The organism is Brevibacterium sp. OS20 (assembly GCF_056837565.1).
Genome location: NZ_CM166367.1, coordinates 2,315,014 through 2,339,333, shown reverse-complemented (window position 1 = coordinate 2,339,333; position 24,320 = coordinate 2,315,014). Strand labels below are relative to the sequence as shown.

The window sequence follows — 24,320 nt, the reverse complement described above, 5'->3', positions numbered from 1 at the left end:
CGATCAGGCGAAGAACTGGATCCACAGGCCGAGGGTAAGGGCGTTGATCCCCGCCACCGCGAGTGCTCGGCCCTGCACCCAGGAGATGTCCTTCGCCGAGGCGGCTACCGATGAATCGGCGATCTGCACAGCCATCGCCACCCGTGGAGGAGCGGCGAGAGCGGCCAGCGATCCTGCCGCGTTTCCGGCCGCGACGACCGGCAGGGCCGAAACATGCGATGATGCGGCGGCCGCGGTCAGAGTGCCGGTGAACATCGAGTTCGCTCCAGTGTTCGACCCGGTGAGCACCGCTCCGATGGAATTCAGCCAGGGAGCCAGCAGAATGAGCCCGGCCGGCAGCAGAGAACCGATCGCCTCGCTCATCCCCGTCGTCGTCATGATCCAACCCATGAGCATGAATGCGGCGGTGCCGACGCCGATGGGAACCCAGGAACGCACGGCCGCAACCGTGACATCGCGTCTGCCGGCGACGGTGATGGCGGCGATGAGACAGGCGGCGGCCAGCCAGAACGGGGGAGAGGCGATGATCTGCGTGAGGGTCGACGGCAGCGCGGCGTGCAGGGCCCGCGCCAACAGCAGGCCCACCGTGAGCACCCCGTAGGGCAGAACGGCCGCGCCGAGGCGGCGCGTCAGCCCCGTGGCTCTCTTTCGGATCATGAACAGCACACCGACGAGGAGGATGACGATCAGGGAGCCGATGATTCCCGACGGGGCCATGCCGATGACAGAGCTGGAGGCGAGGATCCCTGCCCACATGAGTGCGCCGGAACCGATGATCCCCAGCGCCGAGGCGGCGGACGGGCGCATGATCGCGACCACGGCGATCGCGACGATGATGACCGGAATCGCATTGATCCACGCCGTGGCCAGACCGAGCTCGTCGACGTCCAGTCCGGCCAGCGCCGCTGCGACGGTGGTGCCCGGTCCCAGGGCACCCCACGGCACCGCGATGAGACCGAGGAGGCCGAGGATCGCGGACTGCCGCAGGGTGCAGCCGAGATGATGCAGGATCGGCACCCCGACGGTGACGCCGATGCCGAAGCCGGTGACCGATTCCGCGAAGGGCACGATGCCGAACACGACGAGCGCGACCCCGAGCGGGCGCCCCGGTGACAGCGACTCGACCCAGGACGAGATCTGCGACATCGACCCCGCGGACTCGAGCAGCCGGGCGAGCAGCATGCCGAAGAGCAGGATGAGCGCGACCTCGAGGATGAGCGGAAAGTAGTCGATCCCCGATTCCACCAACACCGAGGCGGGGGTGGGGAAGACGAAGGCGACGAGACCGGCCGCGAGCACGGCGCCGGCGAGAGCGGCGACCCAGGAGCTCTGTTTGAGCAGGAGCAGGACGATGGCAATGAGGATCGGTGTGAGAGCCAGCACTGCCGCCATAGGGTGAAGTTTCCTTTGTGAGATGTGATTCTATGATCCAAGAATAGAATATGATGCTCCAATGGCGAAAGAAGAGGATCTCGGCGCACGTGTCTTCGGCGCCCGCATCAGAGCCCGGCGCAAGTACAACAACCTCACCCTCAATGAGCTCGCGGTGAGGGCGGGACTGTCCCGCGCCGCTCTGTCGAAGATCGAACGCGGCGAGCAGGACACATCGGTATCGAACGCCATGGGTCTCTCCCGCGCCCTCGGCGTCGACGTCGGCGAGCTGCTGGCCGCTCCGGAAGTCACGATCACCCGCAGTGAGGCGATCCCCACGACCTCGACCTTCGGCAAGGGGGTCTGGCGGCGGGATCTGCCTTCGGCGATCGAGAACATGGATGTCGTGCACTACCGCCTCGACCCGCGCAGCGAGACCTCGGCCTTCGCCGCCCACCGCAGCGGATCGCGTGAGAGCTTCTTCGTCCTCAAAGGCAGCATCGAGGTCGTCACCATCGACCGCCGCACGACCCTGCACGCCGGTGACTGCGCCCAGGCTCCCGGTGACGTTCCGCACCAATTGGCCAACCCTCACGACGAGCCCGCCGAACTCATGCTCATCATCGTCTGAACCTGCCTGACCCCTTATTGCTACCTGACGGCGGCCCAGCAACCTCGCGCGAGGTTGCTGGGCCGCCGTCAGGTAGCAATAAGGGGTGGTCTTGACCGGGCGAGCTGCCTCGGCGATCATTGTTATGTTCCATTTCCGTTCAAGGACGTCTCTGCTGTGAAGTGAATCCTCATACCGTGACTTGCGGGTGCCACGGGCCCGCAGCGCTTCTGCGTACACGAAATGAGGACCCTCATGCCTGCAGCAATCACTGTGTCCGAACTGGACTACCACCTCGGCGACGATACCGAGATCTTCTCCCGACTCACAGCCACTGTCCCTGCCGACCTCGTCGGACTCGTCGGCGACAACGGAATCGGCAAATCCACCTTCGCCCGCATCCTCGCCGGTCGGCTGAGTGCCTCGTCAGGAACCGTCACAGGTGCCGATGGCGCCGTCTACATCGACCAGCTGCTGCCGCATTCGACGCAGCGGGTCGATGCCGCGCTGGACATCGCCCCCGTCCGACAAGCGCTGGGCCGCGCCCTGGCCGGAGAGGCGACGGGAGCCGACTTCGACCTCATCGGCGACGATTGGGATATCGAAGAGCGAGCCCTGGCGGCGCTGTCCGAACTCGGTCTGCAGCTGAGTGTCAGCGATCTCGACCGGAGTCTGAGCAGCTTCTCCGGTGGACAGGCCACACGCATCGGACTGGCCCGAGCGGCACTGGTTCGTGAAGCCTGGCTGATCCTCGACGAGCCGAGCAACAACCTTGATGAGGACGGGCGGGCTCTGCTGACGTCCCTGCTCACCGAACGGCGCGGACCGACCCTGGTCATCTCCCACGACCGCACGCTTCTGTCGCATATGACCTCGATCATCGAGATGACCGACCGGCTGCGGGTCTACGGAGGGAACTTCGACGACTACGAAGCCATGGTCGCAGCAGAAGAAGAGGCGAAGCAGCAGAAGGTCACGGATGCGAAGAAGTCCCACCAGGTCGAGAAGCGCCAACGGACCGAACTGGAGACGAAACTCGCTCGAGCCGACCGGAAGGCCAAGAAGGACAAAGAGAACAAACGTCGACCGAAGATCGTGATGAACGGGCTGACGAACTTCGCCGAGAAGTCCGCGGCCAAACGCCGCGGCGACAAAGCCGCCGACGAAGCGGCCGCCTGGGACGAACTCACCACTGCCAAGGATGCGCTGCGCCGGTCCTCGAGCGTCCGCCTCGACCTGCCGGACACCCAGGTCCACGCGAGCAAACGGGTCCTCGAGATCTCCACGGCCGCCTCGGCGAGGTCCGAACGACCCCAGACGATCGTCGGTCCCGAGCGGATCCGACTGACCGGACCGAACGGGGCGGGCAAGTCGACCCTGCTGGCAGCGATCCTGGCGGCTGCCAACTGCCAGGACAGACAGAGCAGGGACACGGGCGACACGGTCGAGGGACACGTCGGGACCGAAACCGGTCCGCCGGTCGCCGCACTCTTCGGCGACCTCGCCATCACCGTCTCCGCGCCGACGGCTCACCTCGACCAGCAGTACCGACTGCCGGGGGAGCTCACGGTGATGGAGGCAGTGCGCGCGGGCAACCCGCAGCTCGACCCGCACCGCGTCCACGAGGTGCTCGCGGCCATGGGACTGCGCGCCGGACGCACCGACCAGATCTGTCAGACCCTGTCCGGAGGGGAGCGCTTCCGCGTCGCCTTGGCCTCAGGGCTCCTCCAGGACCCGGCTCCGCAGCTGCTCATCCTCGACGAACCGGGCAACAATCTCGACCTGTCATCCCTCGAGGCGCTGGTGACCGCTCTCGAAGGATTCGGCGGGGCCATGGTGATCGTCACCCACGACGACCGGCTCGCCGCCGAACTCTCCGTCGACACCGAATGGGACGTGCGGGAATTTCTGCGCACGGAAGCCGTTGATTGAGTTGAGGCGATAAGGACGAGCCGAGGCGGCGAAGCAGGCGGAAGAGGCAGACGAATGTGCGATTTTGACTTGACTGGGATAATGGTTGCGTGAGTGTCATCAGCCCTGCCCCAGAAGCCGCATCCCCGAAGCCCGAAACAGCCCTGCGAATCGGGCCCATCGAGCTGTCCTCGCCCGTCGTGCTCGCGCCCATGGCCGGAATCACGAACACGGCCTTCCGCCGTCTGTGCCGCGAATACGGCGCCGGCCTGTACGTGACCGAAATGGTCACCACCCGGGCCCTGGTCGAGCGCAATCCGAAGACGATGCGCATCATTCACCACGAGCCCTATGAGACCCCACGCTCCGTCCAGCTCTACGGAGTCGATCCGGTGACCATGGGCCAGGCCGTGCGGATGCTCGTCGAAGAGGACCGCGCCGATCACATCGACCTCAACTTCGGCTGCCCCGTCCCCAAGGTCACCCGCAAGGGCGGCGGCTCCGCGCTGCCGTGGAAGCAGGACCTGTTCAAATCCATCGTCACCACGGCCGTCACCGAGGCGGCCCGCCGGGACGTGCCCGTGACCGTGAAGATGCGCAAAGGCATCGACGCTGACCACACGACCTTCCTCGACGCCGCCGAGACCGCGCGCAACGCCGGCGTCGCCGCCGTCGCACTGCACGGCCGCACCGCGGCCGATCTCTACTCGGGGACCGCGGACTGGGATGCGATCGCCCGGCTCAAGGACCACCTCGGCGACACCGTTCCGGTGCTCGGCAACGGTGATATCTTTGCCGCCGAGGATGCCCTGGACATGATGGCCAAGACCGGCTGCGACGGCGTCGTCATCGGGCGCGGCTGTCAGGGCCGGCCGTGGCTGTTCGGCGACCTCGCGAACGCGCTGAACGGCAGCGACGAACGCCACCGTCCCGGACTCGCCGAGGTGGCTCGTGCCGTGTACAAACACGGCGAATACCTCGTCGATCACTTCGAGGACGAATTCCTCGGTGTCCGTGACCTGCGCAAACACATCGCCTGGTACTTCAAGGGCTACCCCGTCGGGGGAGAGCTGCGCAGCCAGCTGGCCATGGTCTCCTCTCTCGAGGAACTCGCCGGACTGCTCGACCAGCTCGACATGACCGCGCCCTACCCGGGAGAAGCCGCCGAAGGGTCCCGCGGCCGCACCACCCGGCCGAAGAAGCCGCACCTGCCCGAGGGGTGGTTGGACTCCCGCATCTTCGATCCCAGCGGGAAGTCGCTGCTGTCGGAGGCCGAACTCGACATCTCAGGAGGATGAGAATGCCCTTCGACACTCACCCGCACACCTCGGTGGGGACGGGGACCGTGGCGGTCTACTCGTCGTGGGACGAGGAGCGGTGGGTGAGCGAACCGGCGAAGAATCCGCGGCGCTCGGCCTTCCAACGCGACCGCGCCCGCGTCCTCCACTCCTCGGGTCTGCGCCGCCTCGGCGCGAAGACCCAGGTCGTGTCCCCGGGCACGGACGATTTCGTCCGCACCCGTCTCACTCATTCCCTCGAGGTCGCCCAGGTCGGCCGCGAACTCGCCCGCTACCTCGGCTGCGATCCCGATATCGTCGACACCGCATGTCTGTCCCACGACCTCGGACACCCTCCTTTCGGCCACCATGGTGAGACGATCCTCGATGCCCTGTGCGCAGACATCGGCGGCTTCGAGGGCAATGCCCAGACCCTGCGTCTGGTCACCCGGATCGAACCGAAGGTCATCGCCGATGACGGCCGCCCGGCCGGCCTCAACCTCTCCCGCGCGAGCCTCGATGCACTGACGAAGTACCCATGGCCGCGAGCCGAAGCCACGGCCGGTCGCCGCGACTCAGGGGTGCGCAAATTCGGTGTCTACGATGACGACCGGGCTGTCTTCGACTTCTACCGCGACGGCATCGACAACGGCCAGAAATGCATCGAAGCCCAGGTCATGGACTTGGCCGACGACATCTCCTATTCCGTCCACGATGTCGAGGACGCCATCGTCGCAGGCCATCTGGACCTTGCCGACTTCGCCGCCGATGAGCGGCGGGCCGAGCTCTTCGACATCACCCGTCAGTGGTACCTGCCGGAGACCACCGATGCGGAGATGGACAAGGCACTCGGCCGACTGCAGGCCGCCGCCTACTGGCCCAAGGAGGCCTTCGACGGATCCCGACGTGCTCAGGCCGGCCTCAAACACATGACCAGTCAGCTCATCGGGCGCTTCGTCGGTGCCGCGGAATCCGCGACCCGTGAGGAATTCGGCTGGGAGCCCCTCGCCCGATACTCGGCCTCGCTCGTCGTCCCCGAGGCGACCACCGTGGAGATCGCCGTGCTCAAAGGCATGGCCACGCTGACGGTCATGGTCGCCGAGGATCGACTGCGGCTGCATGACATCCAGGCGGCGGTCATCAACGAACTCGCCGAATGGTACTCGCAGTCACCGGACAAGCTCGATCCGATGTTCCGCGCCGACCACGCCGAGGCCGCCGACGACTCCGCACGACTGCGCGTCATCGTCGACCAGATCGCCTCCCTGACCGACCATTCCGCCTGGGCCCTGTACCACCACCTCAACGCCGGAGCGGAGGATCGGCTCTAGACCATGGCCGGACTCATCAAACGCGAGGACATCGACGAACTGCGCAGCCGCACCCGCATCGACGAGGTGATCGGGGAATTCGTCACCCTCAAGACCGCGGGCATCGGATCCCTCAAAGGACTGTGCCCGTTCCACGACGAGAAGACTCCGTCGTTCACGGTGCGTCCGCAGGTCGGGATGTACCACTGCTTCGGCTGCGGTGAGTCCGGAGACGTGTTCACCTTCCTGCAGAAGGTCGAACAGCTCAGCTTCGTCGAAGCCGTCGAGACGCTGGCCGGCAAGGCCGGAATGCACCTGCGCTACGAGGACGGGAAGGGCCCGGACCGGGAACAGGCCAGCCGCAGGCAGCGGCTGCTGGAGATGCACGAGGTCGCGGGGCGCTTCTTCGCCCAGGCCCTCGAGTCCGAGGCCGGGCAGATCGGCCGGGAGTTCCTGTCCGGCCGCGGTTTTCCCGCCGAGTCGAGCCGGGAATTCGGCATCGGGTTCGCCCCGAAATCCTGGGATGCCCTGACGAGCCATCTGCGCAAGGCCGGCTTCACCGATGAGGAGATCCTCGCCGGCGGCCTGGCCAGCGAGGGCGGTCGGGGAATCTACGACCGATTCCGTGGTCGGGTGATCTGGCCGATCAAGGACATGACCGCCCGGACCATCGGCTTCGGCGCCCGCCGACTCTATGACGATGACAAGGGACCGAAGTACCTCAACACTCCCGAGACCGCTCTCTATCACAAGAATCAGGTTCTCTACGGACTCGACCTGGCGAAGAAGTCCATCGCGAAGACCAAACGCGTCGTCGTCGTCGAGGGCTACACCGACGTCATGGCCGCCCACCTCGCCGGAGTCGACCAGGCCGTGGCCACCTGCGGCACGGCCTTCGGCGCCGAACACGTGAAGATCATCCGCCGCCTCCTCGGCGACGACCCGACCGGACAGGTGATCTTCACCTTCGACGGCGACGCCGCCGGTCAGAAGGCTGCGCTCAAAGCCTTCGAATTCGAGAACCTGTTCACCGCCCAGACCTTCGTCGCCGTCGAACCCGATGGCCTCGATCCCTGTGACCTGCGCATGCAGAAGGGCGACGCGGCCCTGCGCGAACTCATCGACGGCTGCAAGCCGCTCTTCGAGTTCGTCATCACCACCGCGATCTCCCGCTTCGACCTCGACACCGTCGAAGGACGGATCTCCGCGGTCCGCGCCGCCGCCGAGGTGCTCACCGACATCCGCGACCGCAACAGCCTCTCCCACTACTACCGGTTCGTCGCCGGTCGCATCGGCGTCGATATCGACGAGGTGGAGGCCGCGGTCCGCACCGCCGCCCGCCAACCGAAGCAGAACCGCCAGCCCGCCGCGGCGCCCGCCCGCCAGTCGTCCTACCGCGACGGCCCACCGCCGGCACCGAGCGCACCCGCACCCTCGTCGCCGGCCACATCCGGACCCGGGCACGGGTCAGGTTCGGGACAGGGGACCGGTCCCGGAACCGAGCCGGGAATCGCCCCGTCCGGAGGCGCACGCGGGCCCGGTCCCGCCTCGGCGGGGGAGGTCTCCGATGAACGCAGCATCGAATACGTCTACGACGAACGCCCCGACGTCTCGAACCTCTCGGCCCCGATCAGCCCCGCCCGGCTGAAGACGGAGAAGGGGGCTCTCATGGTCGCCCTCCAACATCCGGAGGTGGTCAATGCGAAGCTCTTCGACTCGCTGTCCGCGAAGGCCTTCGAGCACCCCGGCTACCGGCGGATCCAGGACGCCATCAAACAGGCCGGGGGACTGGGTGCAGCCGGCACGGCTCAGTCGAAATGGGCCGAACGCGTGCTCGACGCCGCAGCCGAGGACCTCAAGCCCTATGTGGCCCAGCTGCTCGTGACCCCGCTGCCTGTCATCGAGGGAGACGGGATCGATCGGTTCGCCCGCGGGATCGTCGCTCGCCTCTTCGACTACGACCTCGAACGCATTGCCAAGGAACTCCACTCCCGCCTGCAGCGCCAGGACACCGCCGACGGAGCAGGTCAGGCAGCACTGCTCGGTCAGCTGCAGACCCTCGAGCAGCACCGGGCACGGCTGAAGATGCTCATGTGAAAGACTGCGCACAGTGAAATAGTGCACAATTGCAGATTTGCAGTTGGTGAAAGTTTGCATGTGGTGCAAAATGTACCTATGCCCGCTGAAGAATCCCTGCGCTCGAAAAAGGCGCGCCTGACTCGCAACGCCCTCCATGAAGCGGCGATCACTCGCGTGCTCGAAGACGGCTTGGCCTGCGCCACCGTGGCGACGATCGCCGCCGACGCGGGAGTGTCCACACGCACCTTCTTCAACTACTTCGAGACGAAGGAGGACGCGATCGTCGGCCTCGGAGCCGAGGTCGGCGTCGATGAGAGCCTCGCCTTCGACTATGTCCACAGCCCCGCCGGGCTCGACACGCTGGCCGAGGACACGGCGCGCTTCGTCCGCGAAGCGCTGCTCGTCGGCTCCGTCGATCCGAAACTTCCGGCGCGGCGACGCCGCCTCTTCGCGCTGTATCCGGAACTCGTGAGCAAGAGCTTCGACCGGGCAGAAGAACTCGAAGAGATCGTCACCGGTCACGTGCTCGACCGACTGCGACACCTCGGCCAGGAGTTCTCCTCAGAGGACTCCGCCTGGCGCAGCGCGCGCATGCTCACCCAACTCTGCCGGGTCCCGCTCAACCATGCGGGACAGGTGATCAAGGCCGATCCTGAGGCGGTCGAGGACAAGGGCGGCACCCAAGCGATCTTCGAAGACTCCCTGAACCTGTTCCGCAAGGTCCTGGACCGACTGCCATGACGAAAGCTGTGATGAGAAGCAACCACGAACCCGATGAGAAGACGATGACGGCAACCACCTCGAAGAACTCCGCCCCCGCGGGACCCGACGCACAGACAGAGCCGATGGCCACCTCGGCGATCATTCTGCTCTTCGTGGGCCTGATGATCGCGATGTTCATGTTCTCGCTCAACCAGACGGTGCTGGCGACCGCGCTGCCGACCATCGTCGGCGAACTCGACGGCGTCGACCAGATGCTGTGGGTCTCCACCGCATTCATGCTCGCTTCGACGATCATGATGCCCGTCTACGGCAAGGTCGGCGACCTGTTCGGGCGGAAGCCGCTATTCATTTTCGCCATCTGCTGCTTCCTCCTCGGCTCGGTCTTCGCCCTCATCGCGAATGAGATGTCGACGCTGATCTTCGGTCGAGTGCTCCAGGGCATCGGCGGCGGCGGAATGATGATCCTCTCGCAGTCGATCATCGCCTCCGTCGTCCCCGCCCGCGAACGCGGCAAATACATGGGCATCATGGGCTCCGCCTTCGCCGTGTCGTCCGTGGCCGGACCGCTGATCGGCGGCTGGCTGACCGAAGGACCCGGCTGGCGTTGGGCTTTCGCCATCAACTTCCCGTTGGGCATCATCGCCCTCATCGCCGCCGCCGTGTTCCTCAAGGTGCCCAAGCACACCAAGGGTGCCGGCCCTCGCCCGAAGATCGATGTCATCGGCATGGCGCTCATCTCGATCGTCACCTCCTGCATCGTGCTCACCTCCGCCTGGGGCGGACACGAATATGAATGGGGATCCTGGCAGATCAACGGGCTCATCGTCACCGGAATCATCGCCGCAGTCGCCTTCGTCTTCGTCGAACTCAAGGTCAGCGAACCGGTCATCCCGATGCACCTGTTCACCAACCGCGACTTCCTGCTGTGCACGATCGCCGGCCTCTTCGTCGGCATCGGCATGTTCGGTGTGCTCTCCTATATGCCGACCTACCTGCAGATGGTCCACGGAATCGACGCCACCGTCGCCGGGCTGATGATGGTGCCGATGATGGGCACCATGCTCGTGTCCTCGACTCTCGTCGGGTTCATCGTCTCCCGCACCGGCAAGTACAAGAAGTACCCGCTGACCGGAATCCTCATCATGGCCGCCTCGCTCGTCCTGCTCTCTCAGCTGAAGGCCGAGAGCTCGGCCTGGGAGACCATCGGCTGCCTGGCGCTGCTCGGACTCGGTCTGGGCCTGAGCATGCAGACACTCGTCCTCGTCGTCCAGAACGCCTTCCCGGTGTCCATGGTCGGCACCGCGACCGCGTCGAACAACTACTTCCGCCAGGTCGGCGCCACCCTCGGCATGGCCTTCATCGGATCCGTGTTCACGCAGCGGCTCATGGACAACATCAAGTCCGGAATCACAGAGATCGCGAAGGCGGCCCCACACGGCCAGATGCCCAAGATCTCCTCGACGGGGCTGACCCCGGAGATCGTGTCGAAGCTGCCGGAGCCGATGCACTCACTCATCATCACCTCCTACAACGACGCCCTCGTGCCCCTGTTCCTGTGGGTGGCTCCGCTGGCCGTCCTCGGTTTCGTCTTCCTCTGCTTCCTGCCGAACACTCCGCTGGCGCAGACCCTGAAGAACGAACCGGCGAAGCGCGAGAGCCTCGATGTCGAGGCCGAGCATGCGGGGGCCGTGTCCGCGCCGGTTTCCACCCCGGCAGAGACTTCATCGGTTAGTGTGGCAGAAAGCCCACTGTCCAAGGAGCCGAGGAATGACGGTACTGACCATACTCAACTCACCCGGGACCGAGATCCCCGCACTGATCACTGATCTGGGGGAGCGGGACGGGATCGAACTGCGCATCGCCGAGGCGTCGACCCTGTCCCAGGCGCTGCCCGGCACCGATGTGCTGCTGATGTGGGATTTCTTCTCCACCGCGCTCAAGGACGCCTATGGCAGCGCCGACAAGCTCGAGTGGGTCCATGCCGCCGCGGCGGGCGTGGACTCGCTCCTCTTCGATGAGCTCGTCGATTCACCGGTGACGGTGACGAACGCCCGGGGAATCTTCGACCGCCCGATCGCCGAGTTCGTCCTCAGCTACATCCTCATGCACGCGAAGAGCTCGATCGGCTCGCTCGACGACCAAGCGGAGGGCAGGTGGAACCGCCGGTCGACCCGCGATATCGCCGGCACCAAGGCGCTCATCGTCGGCACCGGAGCCATCGGTCGAGGCATCGCACGCCTGCTGAAGGCCGTCGACATCGACGTCACCGGAGCCGGATCGCGCGCCCGCAGCGGCGACGCCGACTTCGGTGAAGTCATCGACTCCGCCACTCTGCCCGAGCACGTCGCCGGATACGACTGGGTCATCGACATCGCACCGCTGACGGAGAAGACCGAGAGGCTCATCGGCGCCGAGGCGTTCGCCGCCATGGACGACACCGCCGTATTCATCAATGTCGGACGCGGAGACACAGTCGACACCGACGCACTCGTGACCGCGCTGCGCGAGGGACAGATCGGCGGGGCCGGACTCGACGTCTTCGACGAAGAGCCGCTGCCCGCCGACCATCCTCTGTGGTCGCTGGACAATGTCATCATCACCCCGCATATGAGCGGTGATACCGACGGGTGGAGAATGCGACTGGCGGAGCAGTTCCACGCCCTGTTCGAACAGTATCTGGCCGGTGAGCAGTTCCCGCACACCGTGGACAAGCAGCTCGGGTACGTGCGGTGAGCCAGGCCGACGACCCCGCCGCGCAGCGGGTGTTCCTGGCCAGGGTGATCGCCGAACTCATCGCCGTGCGCCGTGCCCGTCTGCTCAGCATGCTGGTGCTCGCCCTGGCCATGCTCGTCGCCGGACTCGGGGCCGCCCTCCAAGCCCAAGGAGATCACATCGATGCGGTGCTGCTGTTCTCGGCGTTCAGCCTCATCATGATCGGCATCGTCTGCGCGCTGGGCGCGATCATCGCCTGGACGCGGATCAACAGGGACGTGCTCGACTCGATCGCTGCGTCGCGACCGGCTCGTGCCAAGGCGCCGCGGACGCGGAACGCCGGACTCGCCGTCGCGGTAGGCTTCGCCATCGTCGGAATCCTGTTCGGCATGCTGCTGTGGGCCGAGACTCCGATCCTGGCCGGCGCCGTCGTCATCGCCTGCCTGCTGCTGGCCTGCCTGGGTCCCATCTGGGCGAATGAGCTGGCAAATGCCGATGACCGACTCGCCGTCATCCTCGACAGCGACGATGATCTGGCGGAGCGATTCGCCACCTTCACCCCGATCTGGCTGCATGAGGCCATGGAGTCCGACGCCGCGAATTAGGCAGAACACCTCGTTGCCGGCAGAACCTCTCGTTCCTGCGGGAGGTTCAGTCATTCCCGAGAGGTTTCGGCGGGAGGTGTAGGGCGTGGCAGTACCGGTGAGAGATGGTGCGGCCCGAAGTACAGAGCTTGCAACCGAGGGTACGGGATGGAGACGGAGGTGAATGACGAAGGCGCCCGGAGTCATGTGACTCCGGGCGCCTGTCTCAGCCGGTCACCGAGCGCTCATCCGAGCGTTTCGGTGGGCCGCCTCGGCGATATCAGGGAAATGCCGGGACGTCGACGTCGGCCATCTTGGCCACGCAGCGCACGACCTGGCAGGAGTAGCCGAATTCGTTGTCGTACCAGACGTAGACGACGACGCGGTCCTCATCGACGATCGTGGCCAGGCCGTCGACGACACCGGCCCGCTTGGAGCCGACGAGGTCGGTGGACACGAGCTCGGGAGAGGTGACGTAGTCGACCTGGTTGCGCAGCGGCGAATGCATCGACACTTCGCGGAGGAAGGTGTTGAGCTCGTCGACGGTGGTGGCGTTGTCCAGGTTGAGGTTGAGGATCGCCATGGACACGTTCGGGGTGGGTACGCGGATCGCGTTGCCCGAGAGCTTCCCGGCCAGCTCCGGCAGAGCCTTGGCGACGGCCTTGGCGGCACCGGTCTCGGTGAGGACCATGTTGAGGCCGGCCGCACGGCCGCGGCGGGAGCCCTTGTGGAAGTTGTCGATGAGGTTCTGGTCGTTCGTGAACGAGTGGACCGTCTCGACGTGGCCGTTGCGGACGCCGAACTTGTCGTTGATGGCCTTGAGCACCGGGGTGATCGCGTTCGTCGTGCACGAAGCTGCCGAGACGATGGTGTCCGTGTCGAGGATCGCGTCGTCGTTGACTCCGAAGACGATGTTCTTCACATCGCCCTTGCCGGGAGCCGTGAGCAGGACCTTCGACGCACCGGGGCAGGCGAGGTGCTTGGACAGGCCCTCTTCGTCGCGCCACTTTCCGGTGTTGTCGACGATGATGGCGTCGTCGATTCCGTAGGCGGTGTAGTCGACCTCCGAGGGATCATTCGAGTAGATGACCTGGATGAGGGTGCCGTTGGCCTGGATGGTGCTGTTCTCTTCGTCGACGACGATGCTGCCGTCGAAGGCTCCGTGCACCGAGTCACGGCGCAGCAGGGAGGCGCGCTTGACGATGTCGTTCTCCCCATTGCGGCGCACGACGATCGCACGCAGACGCATACCGGTTCCGCCGGCGCGATCGATGAGGATGCGGGCGAGCAGACGACCGATGCGACCGAAGCCGTAGAGGACGACGTCGCGGACCTCGCCCTTGCCGGACTGCGACTGGACGACCTCGGCGAGCTCGGCGGCGAGGAAGGCGTCGACGTCCGCGTTCGGATCATCGAGCTTCTCGATGAGACGGCCCAGATCGATGCGAGCCGGAGCCAGGTTGAGCCCGGACAGCGCCTTGACGATGCGGTGGGTGATCTGGATGTCGAGCTCTTCGCCGAGGAAGTGGCGAGCATAGCGGTGCGCCTTGATCATGCCGGTCACCGACTTGTTCAGCAGCGACCGCCCGAACAGGGTCAGCAGCACGTCGTTCTCACGGTACAGGCGTCCGACTAGCGGAATGAGTTCTTCGGCGGCGGTCTGCTTCTTCGCCCAATCGTCCAGGCGAGCAGTCGTAGCGTCAGTCAAAGGTCGTGTCCCCTCGGTCAGTTATAACGGATGCGCCAACAGTCTACCGTCTCGCCTATTCGCGATCGGACCGGCGTTCCTCGAACCGTTTGAAGCCCAGCAGGGTCAGCGCCACGATTCCCGCACCGGTGATGAGCGCGCCGAGGCTCTGCGCCTGCACCTTCGGTTCGACGAACCGATACTCCGGCTCCTCTTCGCGCGGCCGCGGTGGTTTCGCCGTGCCGATCCACGCGGCGATGAACAGGATGATGCGGGCGAAGACGTTGAGGGTGAGCATGATCGCGATGATCGACCCGAACACACCGGCGGCCTTGTTCCCGGAGAAGAGATTGACGAGCACCGTGGAGAAGTTGATGAGGATGAGGAACGCGGTCGCGCCGATGAGCGAACCGCGGTTCTTCGCCTGCTTGTCGACCGGCTTCTCCGGCAGCATCGTGAACAGGAACCAGAAGATCAGCCAGGCGGCGCCGAAGGTGAGGATGACCGGAACGATGAACAGCAGACTGCCGGCGAATCCGCCGAGCCCGAGGAAGTCGGCGATCATCGAGCGAAGACCGGTGCCGACGACGGTGAGCGCCACGGCCAGGAGGAGGCCGATGATGAGGCCGATGAGAGTGATCACGTTGTTGATGACCTTGCTGACGAAGGACTTCTCCGGCACGGCATCGTCGAAGTCGTCGTGCAGTTGGGCTCGCACCGCGGCACCGAGGTTGCCGATGAATCCCTGACCTGTGTAGAGGCCGGTGAGAATACCGATGATTCCCACTCCCTGCCAGTCGAGGAGGAAGCTCTCGAGCTGCTCGGTCAGCGAGGAGTTGCCGGCGGTGAAGGTCTCGATCTGCTTCGTGACCTCGGGAAGGAGCTCGGGGCGGGCGACGTCGAGGACGAATCCGATGCTCGCGAGGCTGACCATGGCGATGGGCATGACCGCGAGAACGAGGAAGTAGGTGATCGCGGCACCGAACTGATTGCCCAGACGCTGTCCGAAACGCTGGACTGCGCGCATGAGGTGGGCGGGTCCGGGTCGGTTGACGGCATTGTGGCCGACCTCAGCGACGGTGTTGCGCGAGGCCAGTACTTTGGCAGGTGCCACGTGTGTGCTCCTTCGATGCGTATCCGCAAGGTGCGTTCGTATTCCGGTCTGAGGTGTTCGTTTCCACACTAGCCGCTGTGAGCGTACTGTGAGCGGCAGGCCGCGCCCTTATCTAGACTTTTGACCATGCCGATCACTGATTCGTTCGCTCCGACTGCCGATTTCGCACCCGTTGCCACCGACAGCCTTGCCGGCCTGCCTGCCGGCGGAGTTCCTGCCGATGTCCTCGCCGCCGGCGGCAGCGCTGCTGACAATCTCAGCGGGTTCTCGGCCTGGACCGTGACGATCATGGAGACCTTGGGGCCGGTCGGTGTCGGGTTCATGGTCTTCCTCGACAACATCTTCCCGCCCATCCCCAGTGAGCTCGTCCTGCCTCTGGCCGGATTCACCTCCAGTCAAGGCCAGATGAACATTGTGGCCGCGATCGTCTTCGCCACGATCGGTTCGGTCGTCGGCGCGGTTCTGCTGTGGGCGCTGGGCAAGTGGATCGGCATCGAACGCATCGCCCGGATCGCGGTGAAGATGCCGTTGGTCGACGTCGACGACGTGCATAAGACCGTTGACTGGTTCGACAAGCACGGGGACAAGGCCGTGTTCTTCGGTCGGATGATCCCGATCTTCCGGTCGCTCATCTCCATCCCCGCCGGAATGCGGGACATGCGCCTGACCAAGTTCCTGCTGCTGACCACGGCCGGCAGCGCGATCTGGAACACGATCCTCATCGTCGCAGGCTTCACCCTCGGTGAGAACTGGTCGGTCGTCGAGACCTACGCCGGCTACTTCCAGAACGTCGTCATCGTCGCCGTCGTCGTCTTCGTCATCGTGTGGATCGTGTTCAAGATCCGCAAACAGCGACGGAAGAAGGCCGCCGGGCTCGACACGACCGAAGACGATCATATCGAGCCCGGAGAATTCGAGGTCTGAGGTGATTCCTCGGCTCAGCTCACCCAGGCCGCTGCCGTATGCGCTGGTGCGACCTCTTCGCCGGGCTTGACGGGTCCGGGAGCGGTTCCCTCGCCGAAGGGGGATCCGCCGAACTTCCGGTCGCGACCGTGATCGCTGAGCCAACCGGAGAGGTCGGGGCCCTTGGGCACGATCTGCGTCGGGTTCACATCCTGGTGGACGATGTAGTAGTGCTGTTTGATCTGCTCGAAGTCCACCGTGTCGCCGAAGCCCGGCGTCTGGTACAGGTCGCGGGCGTAGCCCCACAGGTTCTCGAACGCCGTGAGCGGCTGCCGGTTGCACTTGAAGTGACCGAAATAGACGGGATCGAAGCGCACGAGCGTCGTGAACAGTCGCACATCCGCCTCGGTGATGGTCTCACCCATGAGGAACCGTGACCGGCTGAGCCGATCCTCGACGATATCGAGCGCGTTGAATAGGCGGTCGAAGGCCGCCTCGTAGGCGTCCTGGGAGCCGGCGAAACCGCAGCGGTAGACCCCGTTGTTGATCTCCGTGTAGATATGGCGCATCACCTTCTCCATCTCCTCCCGCGATTCCTCGGGCCAGAGATTCGGGGCACACTCTCGGTGGTATTCGGTCCACTGGGTGGAGAAGTCCTCCGTGATCTGCGGGAAGTCGTTGGTGACGACGACGCCGGTGGGCACGTCGACGACGGCCGGCACGGTGATTCCGCGCGGATAGTCCGGGTAACGGGCGAAGAACGCCTGCTGCAGGCGTTCGATGCCGAGCACCGGATCCACCCCGCCCGGGTCGAGGTCGAAGGTCCACGACCGCGCATCGTGGGTGGGGCCGGGCATGCCGAGGGAGATGACGTCCTCGAGCCCGAGGAGGCGACGGACGATGATCGTCCGGTTCGCCCACGGGCAGGCACGGGCGGCGACGAGGCGGTAGCGGCCCGGTTCGACGGGCCACTGAGCGTTGGGATCGTTGAGGATGCGATCGTCGATGTAGTTCGTATCCCGGTTGAATTCCGCCCCTTCGGTCACGTAGCTGGGTGTGTGATCGGTGGTCTCGGACATGACGCTGCCTCCAATGAGATCGATGAGTTCGACTTCTGTCCTCAGCTTACGACGCTGAGGCAGGCCCACGCCGAGGCGGGACGACGTCACCATTGCCATGCCCTCCCGATTGGGAGGAGTCCGCCCACCGCCACCGAGGCGGGACGACGGCGGCCCGGGACGGACCGTTCGAGTCCGTGCCCGGGCCGTACCCCGCAGGCTGAGTTCAGCGACTATGTCCCAGGCGGCAGCGGCTGTGCGTCAGCCGGCGTAGAGCGCGTCGATCTCGGCGGCGAAGTCCTTATTGATGAGGTGACGCTTGACCGACTGCTTGGCAGAGAGGTAGCCGTTCTCCTCGCTGAGCTCGATCGGCAGGATTGTGAACTTCTTGACTCCTTCGGCCCGCGAGACGGTCCTGTTCATCTGTTCGACGGCCTTGGCCACTTCGGCCTGGACCGCATCGTCCTCGGCGGCTTCGCGCAGACTCATCTGCGGCAGATCGTGGTTCTTCAGCCAGCCCGGCAGCATCTCCGAATCGAGGAAGATCAGCGCCGAGACGAATTTGCGGTTCTCGCCGACGAGCACCGGCTGGCCGATGATCGGGTGGCGACGCAGCACGTCCTCGAGCGGAGCCGGGGCGACGTTCTTGCCGCTGGAGGTCACGATGATCTCCTTCTTGCGGCCGTTGATCGTGAGGTAGCCGTCGTCATCGAGCGAGCCGAGGTCACCGGTGCCGAACCAACCGTCGTGGAACTCCTTGGCCGTGGCCTCGGGGTTGTTCCAGTACTCGCGGAAGACCGGCACGCCCTTGGCCAGGATCTCACCGTCGGGAGCGATCGCCACCGAGACGCCCGGCAGCGGCACGCCGACGGTTCCGATCTTCGACTTCTCCGGAATATTGACGGTGATCGGTGCCGTGGTCTCAGTGAGTCCGTAGCCTTCGAGGACGATGATGCCCAGTCCGCGGAAGAAGTGGCCGAGATGAGAGCCGAGCGCACCGCCGCCGGAGACCGCATGAGTGACGTTGTCGCCCATGACCGCGCGCAGCTTCGAATAGACCAGCTTGTCGAACAGGGCGTGCTGGAGCTTCAGCCCGGTGGGCACCTTGCCGGTGTCGAGTGCCTTCGAATAGGCGACGGCGACCTGCTCGGCACGGCGGAAGATCTTCTCCTTGCCGCCTGCCTGAGCGGTCGCCAGCGCGGAATTGAAGACCTTCTCGAAGACCCGGGGCACACCGAGGATGAACGACGGACGGAAGCTGCCCATGGCATCGGTGAGCTTCGTCAGGTCCGACTGGTGCGCCAGCAGAGCACCGTTGCTGATGGCCAGGACCTCGATGAACCGGGCGAAGACGTGGGCCTGCGGCAGGAACAGCAGGCAGCGCATCTTCGTGTCGAGAACGCTGGGGATCTGGTGGCGCGCGGCCTGGGCGGTCTGCACGAAGTTCGCGTGGGTGAGCACACAGCCCTTGGGCTTTCCGGTGGTGCCGGAGGTGTAGATGATCGTCGCCACGGAATCGGAGCCGACCTGCGAACGGGCGGCTTCGAGCTCCTCATCGGTGACGGCCTTGCCGGCTTCGGTGAGATCGGCGAAAGCGCCTTCGTTCCAGACCCGCAGGGCTGGCTCTTCCCGTCCGGCAGCCTTGGCCGCCGCCCGCACCCGATCGGCATGGTCGCCAGTGGCGACGAGCCCACGAGTGACATCGGCGTCGGTGAGCATCCAACTGAGCTGGCTCTCCGAAGAGGTGTCGTAGAACGGCACGGAGATTCCGCCGGCGTACCAGATGGCATAGTCGCTGAGCGTCCACTCGTAGGAGGTGGGGCCGAAGATCGCGATCCGGTCACCGACTCCCACGCCCAAGGCGATGAGCCCCTTCGCGGCCGCCTTGACCTCTGCGAGGAATTCGGCCGCGGTCAGTTCGTTCCAACCGTCCCCGTCGGGCTTGGCGACCAGAGGGCGGCTGGGGTTCTCAGCGACTGTGCTGAGGAAGATATCGGTGGTCGACGAGGCGGTATCGACCTCGAAACCGACGACGGGTGTTGACGACTGCGGCATGGTCGTTGAGCTCATGAGTCTCCTTCGAGGACGTAAGTTACTGCTCGGTTATCTTACAGTTCGGCCGGGTCTCAGTGAAATCGATCACGTTTGCCGAGATAACCGGCGTCCGCTGACCTGTGAGCAGTCTAACCAAGTCGAATCAGGGGGCGTTCAGAGTACGATGGTCAGAACCCGCTCACGTCTGTTCTGCGAAGGAAGGTAATGACGACGAACCCTGAGGAGACCGGTTTCCGCTATGATGCGGCGCTGGCCGAAAAGATCGAGAAGTCTTGGCAGCGCACTTGGGAGGAATCGGGCACGTTCCACACCCCGAACCCCACCGGAGACCTCGGCGAGCTCGACTCCCAGGATGCTTCGTCGCCCTACGGTCCGCCGGCCGACCTCAGCGAGCGCGAGTCCCTGTACATCATGGACATGTTCCCGTACCCCTCCGGTGTGGGACTGCACGTCGGCCACCCGCTGGGCTACCTCGGCACCGACGTCTACGGCCGCTACCAGCGGATGCGCGGACGCAACGTCATGCATGCCCTGTCCTACGACGCCTTCGGACTGCCCGCCGATCTCTACGCGGTGCAGACCGGTCAGCACCCGCGCATCACCACCGATGCCAATATCGCGAACATGACCGAGCAGCTGCGTCGCCTGGGGCTGGCCCACGATGTGCGCCGTCGCTTCGCCACGACCGACGACGAATTCGTCAAATGGACGCAGTGGATCTTCCTGCAGATCTTCAATTCCTGGTACGACACCGAGGCGACCACCCCCGATGGTGAGGCCAAAGGCGCGGCTCGACCGATCGACACGCTCATCGAGCAGTTCGCCTCCGGTGCCCGCCCTACACCCGACGGTCGCACCTGGTCGGAGCTGAGCTCGGCGGAGCGCGAGTACGTTCTGCAGGGCTACCGCCTCGCCTACGTCTCCGAATCCCCGGTCAACTGGTGCCCAGGGCTGGGCACCGTGCTGGCCAATGAAGAGGTCACCGCCGAGGGTCTGTCCGAGCGTGGAAACTACCCGGTATTCACCCGCCGTCTGCGCCAGTGGAACATGCGCATCACGGCGTACGCCGACCGCCTCATCGACGACCTCGACGTGCTGGACTGGCCGCATGCGATCCACGCCATGCAGGTCAATTGGATCGGCCGGTCGAAGGGCGCCCTGCTGCGCCTGCCCATCGCCGGTGACGATGCGTCCGACATCGAGGTCTACACCACCCGCCCGGACACCCTGTTCGGCGCCACGTACCTCGTCCTCAGCCCTGAACACCCGCAGGTCGCCGACCTGACCGCTGAGGTCTGGGATGAGTCCACCCCCGAGTCCTGGCGCGGGGGAGAGGCAACCCCCGCCGAGGCGATCGCCGCCTACCAGCGCGCCGCTGCGGCCAAGACCGACGCCGACCGGCAGCAGAGCCGGGAGAAGACCGGCATCTTCACCGGCTCCTATGCGCTCAACCCGGCCACCGGGGCCGAGGTTCCGATCTTCATCGCCGACTATGTGCTCATGGGATACGGCACCGGAGCGATCATGGCCGTGCCGGCCGAAGACGCCCGTGACTGGGACTTCGCAAAGGCGTTCGGACTGCCCTATATCCGCACTGTGCAGCCTCCGGCCGACCACGACGAGGACGCGCCGTTCACCGGCACCGGCGTGATGATCAACTCGGCCAACGCCGAGATCGACATCAACGGCCTCGAGATCGACGCGGCGAAGGCCCGGGTCACCGAATGGCTGGCCGGAAAAGGACTGGCCACCGAGTCCACCCAGTACCGTCTGCGCGACTGGCTGTTCTCGCGCCAGCGCTACTGGGGCGAACCGTTCCCGATCGTCTACGACGAGAACGGCACCCCGATTGCTCTGCCCGACGAGATGCTGCCCGTCCAGCTGCCCGAAGTCGACGATTTCGCACCGCGGACCTACGCGCCCGACGATGCCGACAGCCGTCCCGAACCGGCGCTGAGCAGGAACCAGGAATGGACGAGCATCGAACTCGACCTCGGCGACGGTCCGAAGACCTACCAGCGTGAGACGAACACGATGCCCAACTGGGCCGGATCCTCGTGGTACCAGCTGCGCTACGCGGACCCACACAACGACGAACGCCTCGTCGACCCCGCCAACGAGAAGTACTGGCTGGGACCGCGGGCCTCGAAACCGCGCGGCGGCGCCGACCTCTACGTCGGCGGACAGGAGCACGCTGTGCTCCACCTGCTCTATGCCCGCTTCTGGCACAAGATCCTCTTCGACCTCGGGCACATCTCCTCGTCCGAGCCGTTCCACCGTCTGGTCAACCAGGGATACATCCAGGCCTATGCCTACACCGATTCCCGCGGCGTCTACGTCCCCGCCGCCGAGGTGGAGGAGAGAACCGAATCGAACGGTGAGCTGACGTTCTGGTTGGGCGGCGAACAGGTCAATCGGGAGTACGGAAAGATCGGCAAATCGCTGAAGAACTCCGTCATGCCCGACGAGATGTACGACGCCTTCGGTGCCGACACCTTCCGCGTCTATGAGATGTCGATGGGCCCGCTGGAACAGGACCGTCCCTGGGACACCCGCGCCGTCGTCGGCGCACAGCGGTTCCTGCAGCGCGTGTGGCGACTCTTCGTCGACGAGACCACCGGCGAGTCCGTGGTCGCAGACGGTGAGGCCGACGCCGAATCGCTCAAGGTCCTCCACCAGGTCATCGACGGTGTGCGCGAGGACATGGACCATCTGCGGTTCAACACCGCGATCTCCAAGCTCATCGTGCTCACCAACCATGCCACCAAACAGGGCGGTGCGACCCGGGACGTCCTCGAACCGCTGACGATCATGCTCGCACCCTTCGCACCGCACCTGGCCGAAGAGCTGTGGTCACGTCTCGGACACGAGTCGACGGTCACCTATGCGGCCTTCCCCGAGGCGGACCCGAACCACCTCGTCGCCGAGACCGTGACCTGTGTGGTCCAGGTCAAGGGCAAGGTGCGCGCACGGCTCGAGGTGGCCCCGGACATCACCGCAGAAGAACTCGAGAAGCTGGCTCTCGAATCGCCGAACGCCGTCAAGGCCCTCGGCGGCGCCGGAGTGCGCAAGGTGATCGTGCGAGCCCCCAAGCTCGTCAACATCGTCCCCGACGCCTGAGACCCGGCCGATACTTCGCCGTAACACGGCATCTGGGAGACTGCATGAGTGCGGGCGCCGAACGGCGGCGCTTCGCCCCCGACTACGACTGGTGTGAGCATGACGAACGACAGAGTCCAAGACGAGATTCGGCACGCCCTCGGCGTGCGACCGCAGATCGATCCGGCGACGGAGATCGCCCGGCGTGTCGAGTTCCTCGTCGACTATGTGCTCACCACCGGAGTCAGAGGTCTCGTGCTCGGCATCAGCGGCGGGCAGGACTCCACACTGGCCGGCAGGCTCTGCCAGCTGGCGGTGGAGGACCTGCGCCGCCGTGGGGCCGATGCCGAATTCTGGGCCGTGCGCCTGCCTCACCATGTGCAGACCGATGAGGCCGATGCCCAGGACGCTCTGTCGTTCATCGCCGCCGATCACGAACTCGCGATCAACATCGGCGCCGCCACGGATGCGGCCGCCGAGGAGTACGAGAAGGCCACCGGAGAGCCGATAACCGATTTCGGCAAGGGCAACGTCAAGGCCCGGATGCGGATGATCGCGCAGTTCGAGCTGGCAGGGGAGAAGAAAGCGCTCGTCGTCGGCACGGACCACGCCGCCGAGGCGGTCACCGGGTTCTTCACGAAGTTCGGTGACGGCGCAGCCGACGTCATCCCCCTGGCAGGTCTGAACAAACGGCAGGGACGGGAACTGCTGCGCCACCTCGGCGCTCCCGAACATCTCATCGTCAAGGTCCCCACCGCGGATCTGCTCGATGACGAACCCGGGCAGACGGACGAATCGTCGCTGGGTCTGAGCTATGACCAGATCGATGACTTCCTCGAGGGGAAGGAGATCGAGCCCGCGGCCGCCTCGGCGCTCATCGAGAAGTACCGCCGCTCAGAGCACAAACGCCGCACCCCCGTGGCTCCGTTGGATTCGTGGTGGATCCGGCACTGAGCCGAGCACGTGAACACTGGCAGCAATTGAGGCCCTCACAATGTGAGGGCCTCAATTTTTTACCGAACGTCGTCTGTCGAACGTTGTCAGTCGTTGAACGGCGGGGTGCCTGAGACGAGTCCGAGTTCGAGTGCTGTCTGGTTGAACTCCCACCGGGAGGAGACGAAGTCGTCGCTGAGGCGTTCGCCCCGGCTCTGAGCCTCGGTGTAGCCGCGCCAGCCGTCCTTGCGGGCATCGCCGGGACGGATCTCACGGGTGCCGGCATCATCGGGGGAGACCTGGGTCTCCTCCTTCACCCAGATCGACAGGCCCTCGGCTGCCCGATAGAGGTTCATGAACGCGGTGTGCGAGCGGGGGTTGTCGAAGCTGGCCTTCTTGAATTCGGCACAGAAGGTGGTGAGCGGTTCGAGTTCGTCGACGGCGACGGTGGCGAAGGTCGCATCGAGGCGCAGGGACTGGACGAGGCCCGACGAATCCGGGATGAGCTCGAGGATGCGGCGGGCGCGACGCTCATCGGGAAGCAACTCGACCTTGTCGTCCACCGGGGTCAGTCCGAGAGTGTCCATCCGACCGCGTTCGACGCTGAGCTGCTGGCGCAGTGCGTCGATCTGCTGTTGGGCACGTCGCCATTCGCCGTGGAACATCAGCAGCGCGGCGATCACGCCGAGACACAGCACGAGCCCGATGATCCAGGCGGCAGAGTGCAGCCCGGGGATGGCGAAGGCGATGATGCCGAGCACGGTGAGCACCGCAAACGTCACGGCGGCCGGTGAGTTGGTGAGGAAATCAAGGAAACGCTTCACAATTCCAAGCCTACTGTTTCAACCTCCACATATCGTGCAACCGGGTGGCATATAGTGTGGTCGAAAACGC

At 65.3% G+C, this 24,320-nt stretch carries 18 protein-coding genes; 12 read left to right on the top strand and 6 right to left on the bottom strand.

Annotation, left to right across the window (positions count from 1 at the left end; all coding sequences use genetic code 11):
• Nucleotides 1-3: 3 nt before the first annotated feature.
• Nucleotides 4-1,392 (bottom strand): L-lactate permease, encoded by a 1,389-nt coding sequence (locus ACVZTU_RS10530; protein WP_482400353.1) that lies wholly within the window; start codon nucleotides 1,390-1,392, stop codon nucleotides 4-6.
• Between the two features lie 61 nt (nucleotides 1,393-1,453).
• On the opposite strand from ACVZTU_RS10530, the gene ACVZTU_RS10525 reads away from it, so the two are divergent.
• From ACVZTU_RS10525 to ACVZTU_RS10485, 9 genes are all read left to right on the top strand, one after another.
• On the top strand, nucleotides 1,454-2,002 hold the full coding sequence (locus ACVZTU_RS10525; protein ID WP_139469824.1) for a helix-turn-helix domain-containing protein: 549 nt from the start codon (nucleotides 1,454-1,456) through the stop codon (nucleotides 2,000-2,002).
• Nucleotides 2,003-2,236: 234 nt separating this feature from the next.
• On the top strand, nucleotides 2,237-3,913 hold the full coding sequence (locus ACVZTU_RS10520; RefSeq protein ID WP_482400352.1) for an ATP-binding cassette domain-containing protein: 1,677 nt from the start codon (nucleotides 2,237-2,239) through the stop codon (nucleotides 3,911-3,913).
• Nucleotides 3,914-4,002: 89 nt separating this feature from the next.
• On the top strand, nucleotides 4,003-5,190 hold the full coding sequence (dusB, locus tag ACVZTU_RS10515; RefSeq protein ID WP_172169815.1) for a tRNA dihydrouridine synthase DusB: 1,188 nt from the start codon (nucleotides 4,003-4,005) through the stop codon (nucleotides 5,188-5,190).
• 2 nt (nucleotides 5,191-5,192) lie between these two features.
• A complete protein-coding gene (locus ACVZTU_RS10510; protein WP_446657430.1) occupies nucleotides 5,193-6,500 on the top strand; it encodes a deoxyguanosinetriphosphate triphosphohydrolase in 1,308 nt (435 codons plus the stop codon).
• 3 nt (nucleotides 6,501-6,503) lie between these two features.
• Nucleotides 6,504-8,576, top strand: a complete 2,073-nt coding sequence (dnaG, locus tag ACVZTU_RS10505; protein WP_139467392.1) for a DNA primase — start codon at nucleotides 6,504-6,506, stop codon at nucleotides 8,574-8,576.
• A gap of 78 nt (nucleotides 8,577-8,654) precedes the next feature.
• Nucleotides 8,655-9,299 (top strand): TetR/AcrR family transcriptional regulator, encoded by a 645-nt coding sequence (locus ACVZTU_RS10500; RefSeq protein WP_139467391.1) that lies wholly within the window; start codon nucleotides 8,655-8,657, stop codon nucleotides 9,297-9,299.
• Between the two features lie 11 nt (nucleotides 9,300-9,310).
• A complete protein-coding gene (locus ACVZTU_RS10495) occupies nucleotides 9,311-11,107 on the top strand; it encodes an MDR family MFS transporter (protein WP_139467390.1) in 1,797 nt (598 codons plus the stop codon).
• Entirely contained in the window at nucleotides 11,049-12,014 is a 966-nt protein-coding gene (locus ACVZTU_RS10490; protein ID WP_139467389.1) for a D-2-hydroxyacid dehydrogenase, read from the top strand. The genes ACVZTU_RS10495 and ACVZTU_RS10490 overlap by 59 nt, the downstream gene beginning before the upstream one ends.
• A complete protein-coding gene (locus tag ACVZTU_RS10485) occupies nucleotides 12,011-12,598 on the top strand; it encodes a hypothetical protein (RefSeq protein ID WP_139467388.1) in 588 nt (195 codons plus the stop codon). The genes ACVZTU_RS10490 and ACVZTU_RS10485 overlap by 4 nt, the downstream gene beginning before the upstream one ends.
• Before the next feature lie 259 nt (nucleotides 12,599-12,857).
• On the opposite strand, the gene ACVZTU_RS10480 is transcribed toward ACVZTU_RS10485, so the two are convergent.
• Both ACVZTU_RS10480 and ACVZTU_RS10475 read right to left on the bottom strand, forming a co-directional pair.
• Complete coding sequence (locus ACVZTU_RS10480) at nucleotides 12,858-14,285, bottom strand: glyceraldehyde-3-phosphate dehydrogenase (RefSeq protein ID WP_139467387.1); 1,428 nt, start codon at nucleotides 14,283-14,285, stop codon at nucleotides 12,858-12,860.
• Between the two features lie 55 nt (nucleotides 14,286-14,340).
• Nucleotides 14,341-15,378 carry a YhjD/YihY/BrkB family envelope integrity protein gene (locus ACVZTU_RS10475; protein ID WP_139467386.1) on the bottom strand — a complete coding sequence of 346 codons (1,038 nt, stop codon included), beginning with the start codon at nucleotides 15,376-15,378 and terminating at the stop codon, nucleotides 14,341-14,343.
• Nucleotides 15,379-15,666: 288 nt separating this feature from the next.
• On the opposite strand from ACVZTU_RS10475, the gene ACVZTU_RS10470 reads away from it, so the two are divergent.
• Nucleotides 15,667-16,302, top strand: coding sequence for a DedA family protein (locus ACVZTU_RS10470; protein ID WP_434595387.1), 636 nt, complete (start codon nucleotides 15,667-15,669; stop codon nucleotides 16,300-16,302).
• 14 nt (nucleotides 16,303-16,316) lie between these two features.
• Here ACVZTU_RS10470 and ACVZTU_RS10465 read toward each other — a convergent pair whose 3' ends face one another.
• Complete coding sequence (locus ACVZTU_RS10465) at nucleotides 16,317-17,360, bottom strand: glutathione S-transferase family protein (protein ID WP_434589763.1); 1,044 nt, start codon at nucleotides 17,358-17,360, stop codon at nucleotides 16,317-16,319.
• Nucleotides 17,361-17,600: 240 nt separating this feature from the next.
• Nucleotides 17,601-19,409 (bottom strand): AMP-dependent synthetase/ligase, encoded by a 1,809-nt coding sequence (locus tag ACVZTU_RS10460; protein WP_139467384.1) that lies wholly within the window; start codon nucleotides 19,407-19,409, stop codon nucleotides 17,601-17,603.
• Nucleotides 19,410-19,598: 189 nt separating this feature from the next.
• Here ACVZTU_RS10460 and leuS point away from each other — a divergent pair, with 189 nt between their 5' ends.
• Nucleotides 19,599-22,514: a leucine--tRNA ligase gene (gene leuS, locus ACVZTU_RS10455; protein WP_482400351.1), complete on the top strand. Its 2,916-nt coding sequence runs from the start codon at nucleotides 19,599-19,601 to the stop codon at nucleotides 22,512-22,514.
• Between the two features lie 99 nt (nucleotides 22,515-22,613).
• Nucleotides 22,614-23,447 (top strand): ammonia-dependent NAD(+) synthetase, encoded by an 834-nt coding sequence (nadE, locus tag ACVZTU_RS10450; protein ID WP_139467382.1) that lies wholly within the window; start codon nucleotides 22,614-22,616, stop codon nucleotides 23,445-23,447.
• Between the two features lie 86 nt (nucleotides 23,448-23,533).
• On the opposite strand, the gene ACVZTU_RS10445 is transcribed toward nadE, so the two are convergent.
• Complete coding sequence (locus ACVZTU_RS10445; protein ID WP_139467381.1) at nucleotides 23,534-24,250, bottom strand: hypothetical protein; 717 nt, start codon at nucleotides 24,248-24,250, stop codon at nucleotides 23,534-23,536.
• Nucleotides 24,251-24,320: the final 70 nt, after the last annotated feature.

Coding starts and splice junctions, on each gene's coding strand:
- ACVZTU_RS10490 (WP_139467389.1), top strand. CDS start 11,049: ATGACGGTACTGACCATACTCAACTCACCCGGGACCGAGATCCCCGCA.
- ACVZTU_RS10525 (WP_139469824.1), top strand. CDS start 1,454: ATGGCGAAAGAAGAGGATCTCGGCGCACGTGTCTTCGGCGCCCGCATC.
- ACVZTU_RS10465 (WP_434589763.1), bottom strand. CDS start 17,360: ATGTCCGAGACCACCGATCACACACCCAGCTACGTGACCGAAGGGGCG.
- dnaG (WP_139467392.1), top strand. CDS start 6,504: ATGGCCGGACTCATCAAACGCGAGGACATCGACGAACTGCGCAGCCGC.
- nadE (WP_139467382.1), top strand. CDS start 22,614: ATGACGAACGACAGAGTCCAAGACGAGATTCGGCACGCCCTCGGCGTG.
- ACVZTU_RS10530 (WP_482400353.1), bottom strand. CDS start 1,392: ATGGCGGCAGTGCTGGCTCTCACACCGATCCTCATTGCCATCGTCCTG.
- ACVZTU_RS10500 (WP_139467391.1), top strand. CDS start 8,655: ATGCCCGCTGAAGAATCCCTGCGCTCGAAAAAGGCGCGCCTGACTCGC.
- ACVZTU_RS10470 (WP_434595387.1), top strand. CDS start 15,667: ATGGAGACCTTGGGGCCGGTCGGTGTCGGGTTCATGGTCTTCCTCGAC.
- leuS (WP_482400351.1), top strand. CDS start 19,599: ATGACGACGAACCCTGAGGAGACCGGTTTCCGCTATGATGCGGCGCTG.
- ACVZTU_RS10520 (WP_482400352.1), top strand. CDS start 2,237: ATGCCTGCAGCAATCACTGTGTCCGAACTGGACTACCACCTCGGCGAC.
- ACVZTU_RS10495 (WP_139467390.1), top strand. CDS start 9,311: ATGAGAAGCAACCACGAACCCGATGAGAAGACGATGACGGCAACCACC.
- ACVZTU_RS10460 (WP_139467384.1), bottom strand. CDS start 19,409: ATGAGCTCAACGACCATGCCGCAGTCGTCAACACCCGTCGTCGGTTTC.
- ACVZTU_RS10510 (WP_446657430.1), top strand. CDS start 5,193: ATGCCCTTCGACACTCACCCGCACACCTCGGTGGGGACGGGGACCGTG.